At 55.5% G+C, this 3,716-nt stretch carries 4 protein-coding genes; 2 read left to right on the forward strand and 2 right to left on the reverse strand.

The annotated features are described in order from the left end of the window. Window positions 1-26: 26 nt before the first annotated feature. Together D1646_RS22000 and D1646_RS22005 are read right to left on the reverse strand one after the other, a co-directional pair. Window positions 27-635 carry a recombinase family protein gene (locus D1646_RS22000; RefSeq protein WP_040655114.1) on the reverse strand — a complete coding sequence of 203 codons (609 nt, stop codon included), beginning with the start codon at window positions 633-635 and terminating at the stop codon, window positions 27-29. Window positions 636-637: 2 nt separating this feature from the next. Next, window positions 638-862 (reverse strand): hypothetical protein, encoded by a 225-nt coding sequence (locus D1646_RS22005; RefSeq protein WP_040655116.1) that lies wholly within the window; start codon window positions 860-862, stop codon window positions 638-640. A 662-nt stretch (window positions 863-1,524) separates the two neighbouring features. On the opposite strand from D1646_RS22005, the gene D1646_RS22010 reads away from it, so the two are divergent. Together D1646_RS22010 and D1646_RS22015 are read left to right on the forward strand one after the other, a co-directional pair. Continuing rightward, complete coding sequence (locus D1646_RS22010; RefSeq protein ID WP_016321814.1) at window positions 1,525-2,373, forward strand: helix-turn-helix transcriptional regulator; 849 nt, start codon at window positions 1,525-1,527, stop codon at window positions 2,371-2,373. A 250-nt stretch (window positions 2,374-2,623) separates the two neighbouring features. Further along, a partial coding sequence (locus D1646_RS22015; protein WP_160638474.1) for a ParB/RepB/Spo0J family partition protein occupies window positions 2,624-3,716 on the forward strand: 1,093 nt, incomplete at its 3' end.

Below are 3,716 nucleotides of genomic sequence, written 5' to 3' on the forward strand. Positions count from 1 at the left end.
GTACACATTCTTGTAAAAAAGCCCCCTTACAACAACTTGGCCTTTTCGTAAATCTCTGCCCGGTAGCGGAAAGTGGACAGCGGCATCCCACACTCCCTTGCTGCCGCTGTGCCGGTGATCGCTCCGGCTTTCCACCGCTGGTAGGCACTGTGATAGTTCTCCGGCAAGGGCCTGGGCGGTCTGCCAAACCTCACACCCCTGGCCTTTGCCGCCGCAATGCCCTCCGCCTGCCGCTGGCGGATGTTGGTGCGCTCGTTCTCCGCCACGAAGGACAGCACTTGCAGGACAATATCGCTGAGGAAGGTCCCCATCAGGTCCTTGCCCCTGCGGGTGTCCAACAGCGGCATATCCAGCACCACAATGTCGATTTTCTTCTCCTTAGTAAGAATCCGCCACTGTTCCAGAATCTCGCCGTAGTTGCGTCCCAGTCGGTCGATGCTCTTGATGTAGAGCAAATCGTCCGGCTTCAGTTTTCGGATCAGCTTCTTATACTGAGGCCGGTTGAAGTCCTTGCCGGACTGCTTGTCCATGAAGATGTTCCCCTCCGGAACAGCCATTTCCCGCAGAGCGATGAACTGCCGGTCCTCGTTCTGATCGCGGGTACTCACCCGGATATAGCCGTATGTATTAGGAATGGTTATCGTACCTCCCTCCGGCGCTGCCAGACAATATCATATCCCAGCGCGTCAGCCAGCTCCACGGCCTCCCGGTAGCGCAGGGAATCCCGGCGCAGCTTGCCGGACAGGTTGGGGACGCTGGCGCTCCACCCGTACTGCTCGGCCAGCTTCTCCACAAGGTCGGCCATGGTCATGCCCTCCCGGACAATGTACGACTTGATTTGGTTTCTGGTGTCCATGTTCATCCTCCTTCAAATTGAAATATTTTGGTGTTCGCCCGTCAGCGTATCTCATTCCCACAACAGCGGATTTGGTGCGCAGACGGGTGCGATTGATTGATGTGCGTCCATCCGACAGAGCCGCTGCCCATGAAGCCCTGTCCACAGGGACGCACTTTGCATTTCACGGTTTGGCGTGACTTCATGCTGAACCGTGAAAAACCAAACAGGGCGGCGTACTGTGTTTGCCGTTGGGCGCGTCGCTGTTTCGTATGGATTGCAGTACAAAAAGTTTCGTTTGTTCGCTGTTTTCACATGGATTGAAAGCAAACCTTGATTTCAAGGCTGATTCTTCTGCCGTTCTCCCCGAAAGCCGTTCCTGCCCCCATTTGCGGCGGCGTGCGGTCCCCTCTGGTGCGCTCGTGCCTTGCGGCAGTCGCGGCGCACTTCGCCGGGGGACATATCCCATTCGGACGGTCATGCACTTGTCAATTTTCACGTCTCTACCAGACACTTAAAATTATAGCGGTTTTATGTCCCTTTTCCCGTATATCCAAGAGGTAGGAAATCGGCCCCGAAACGGACAAATTTCCGCGCTCTTGGAAATGCCGTCTTTCTTCGACAGAATATTACTGGAAACTGTTGTAAAATGACGAAAGAGACGGTATAATTGCAGAGGAGGGAATGATATGGATGACGCTAAGCAGAGCATGCACGAGCGTTTTTGGGAATTGCGGAAGGATTGGAAGCTGACGCTGGAACAGCTTGAGAAGCAGACCGGCATTTCAAAATCCGCGCTGGGCAGCTATGAAGCAGAAGGCACAAAAGACATCAGCCACTGGGCTGTTGTCAGACTGGCGGAGTTCTATGGTGTGACTACGGACTACCTGCTGGGCTTGTCAGTTATGAAAAATCACCCAAACGCAGATTTGAATGATCTGCGTTTGAGTGATGAAATGATCGAGCTATTAAAAAGCGGCAGGATTAACAACCGGCTGCTTTGTGAGCTTGCCGCCCACGGTGACTTCCGGCGGTTTATGCTTGACCTGGAAATATATGTTGACCGGATTGCCAGCATGCACATCCGCAATAACAACACCGCTCTCAAAACCGAGCGCAAAGTATTGATGGAACGTGCGGGCCTGGATGACAATGATTTGAATATGCGCACGTTGGAGTTGGTCCAGATAGATGAGGATGATTACTTCGCTCATGTGATTTTTGAGGATCTGCGGCCCATCATTCGGGATATTCGAGAGGCGCACAAATCCGATGCCACTACCGCTGACGCTGATACGGAGTCACCGGCAGAGAAAGCAGTACGTCAACTGGAAGCGGCTCTCAACTGTGAAGGGAGTAAGGAGGAAAAAATAGTAAGAGCACTCCTGTCGCAGCTTGAGATTGACTATGATTCATTGACGAAAGAAGAATTTGTGACTTTGATAGGAATTCTGAACAAGTCCGAGCACATGAAGAAGCATATCAGCAGGCGGGGCAAGGTTCCTGCCCCGCAGAGGCGGAAGCGAAAAAAGAGGTAAACAGGCGGCCTAAATGTAAAAAGAGGGCGGAGAATGGATGAATTCCCATTCTCTGCCCTCTTTTTGTTCGCCCAATCCTGCCTGACAGATGCCGTGAATGTAATTTTCTCAGATTACTGTTTTACGGACACCTACCTAAAAAACGGGCGGCTTTTTTGCGTGGATAGCCGGGAGGGAGGCGAAAAAATAGTAACAAAGTTTTAGCACAAGATTTGTGCAACATTCACGAAATTAAAAAAGGAGGTAACGAATGGCAGACGAAAAATTGAACGTGAGCCCGGAGGAAAATCCCCAGCCCAGCTTGTTCGATACTGGCCCGGCGGATGCTCCTGCCCCGGAAACACCCGCGCCGGAGCCCCCGGCCCCGGAGAACATTCCCGAGCAGGCCGCCGTGGATGCGCCCGCCCAGGATGCTCCTGCTGGGGCCCCCGGCGAGGTGAGTGTATCCGCTGACCAGATTGAAAAGCTCATGGCAGAGCAGCGGGCGGCGGGACGTGCGGAGGTGGAAAAGAACGAGCCGCCCGAACCGGAACAGCCACCCACCCCGGCCCCGGAAGATAAGTCCGCCCAGGATAAGGGGCCCGCCAAAAAGGGCAAGACCACCGGGGAAAAAGCGTCCGAGCCGGAAAAGCCCAAAGCCAGGCGGGGCCGCAAGCCCAAGGAAGAAAAAGCGGGGCCCGGCGAACCGGGAGGGACGGGGGCCCGCAAGGGCCGCCCACCCAAGGCTGACAAGGCGGCCCCCGACAAGCCCCCGTCCCCACCTCGAGACAAAATGTCCCAAGGCAAGGGCGGAAAGACCGCCACGGTAAAGGAAGAAGCCCCCGCCGCTCCTGCGCCGGAGCCACCGTCCCAGCCCCGTGACGCGACCCGCGCTGAAAAGGAAGAGATCGTATATCTCAAACTTTCGGAGCTGTTCCCGTTCAAAGACCATCCTTTTGGTGTGCGGGACGATGCGGAAATGAAAGGGCTTGTAGCATCCGTCAAGGACAACGGCGTACACCAGCCCGCACTGGTGCGTCCCCGCGAGGGCGGGGGCTATGAAATCATCGCGGGCCACCGCCGCCAGCGGGCCAGTGAGCTGGCCGGGTTCGCCAATATGCCGTGTATCGTCCGCAACATGACGGACGATGAGGCTGTCCTTGCGATGACGGACGACAACCTGCGCCACCGGGAAAAGATTTTGCCGATGGAGAAAGCGCAGTCCTTAAAAATGCAGGTGGAGGCCATCAGCCACCAGGGGGCAAAGCTGGCGGGCGATGACGCGAAGGACGTGGGGAAACGCTCCACGGAAATCGTGGGGGAACGCAACGGCATGAATTACAAGCAGGTACAGCGGTATATCC

This window comes from Pseudoflavonifractor sp. 60, assembly GCF_009911645.1.
Taxonomy (GTDB): Bacteria; Bacillota; Clostridia; order Oscillospirales; family Oscillospiraceae; genus Lawsonibacter.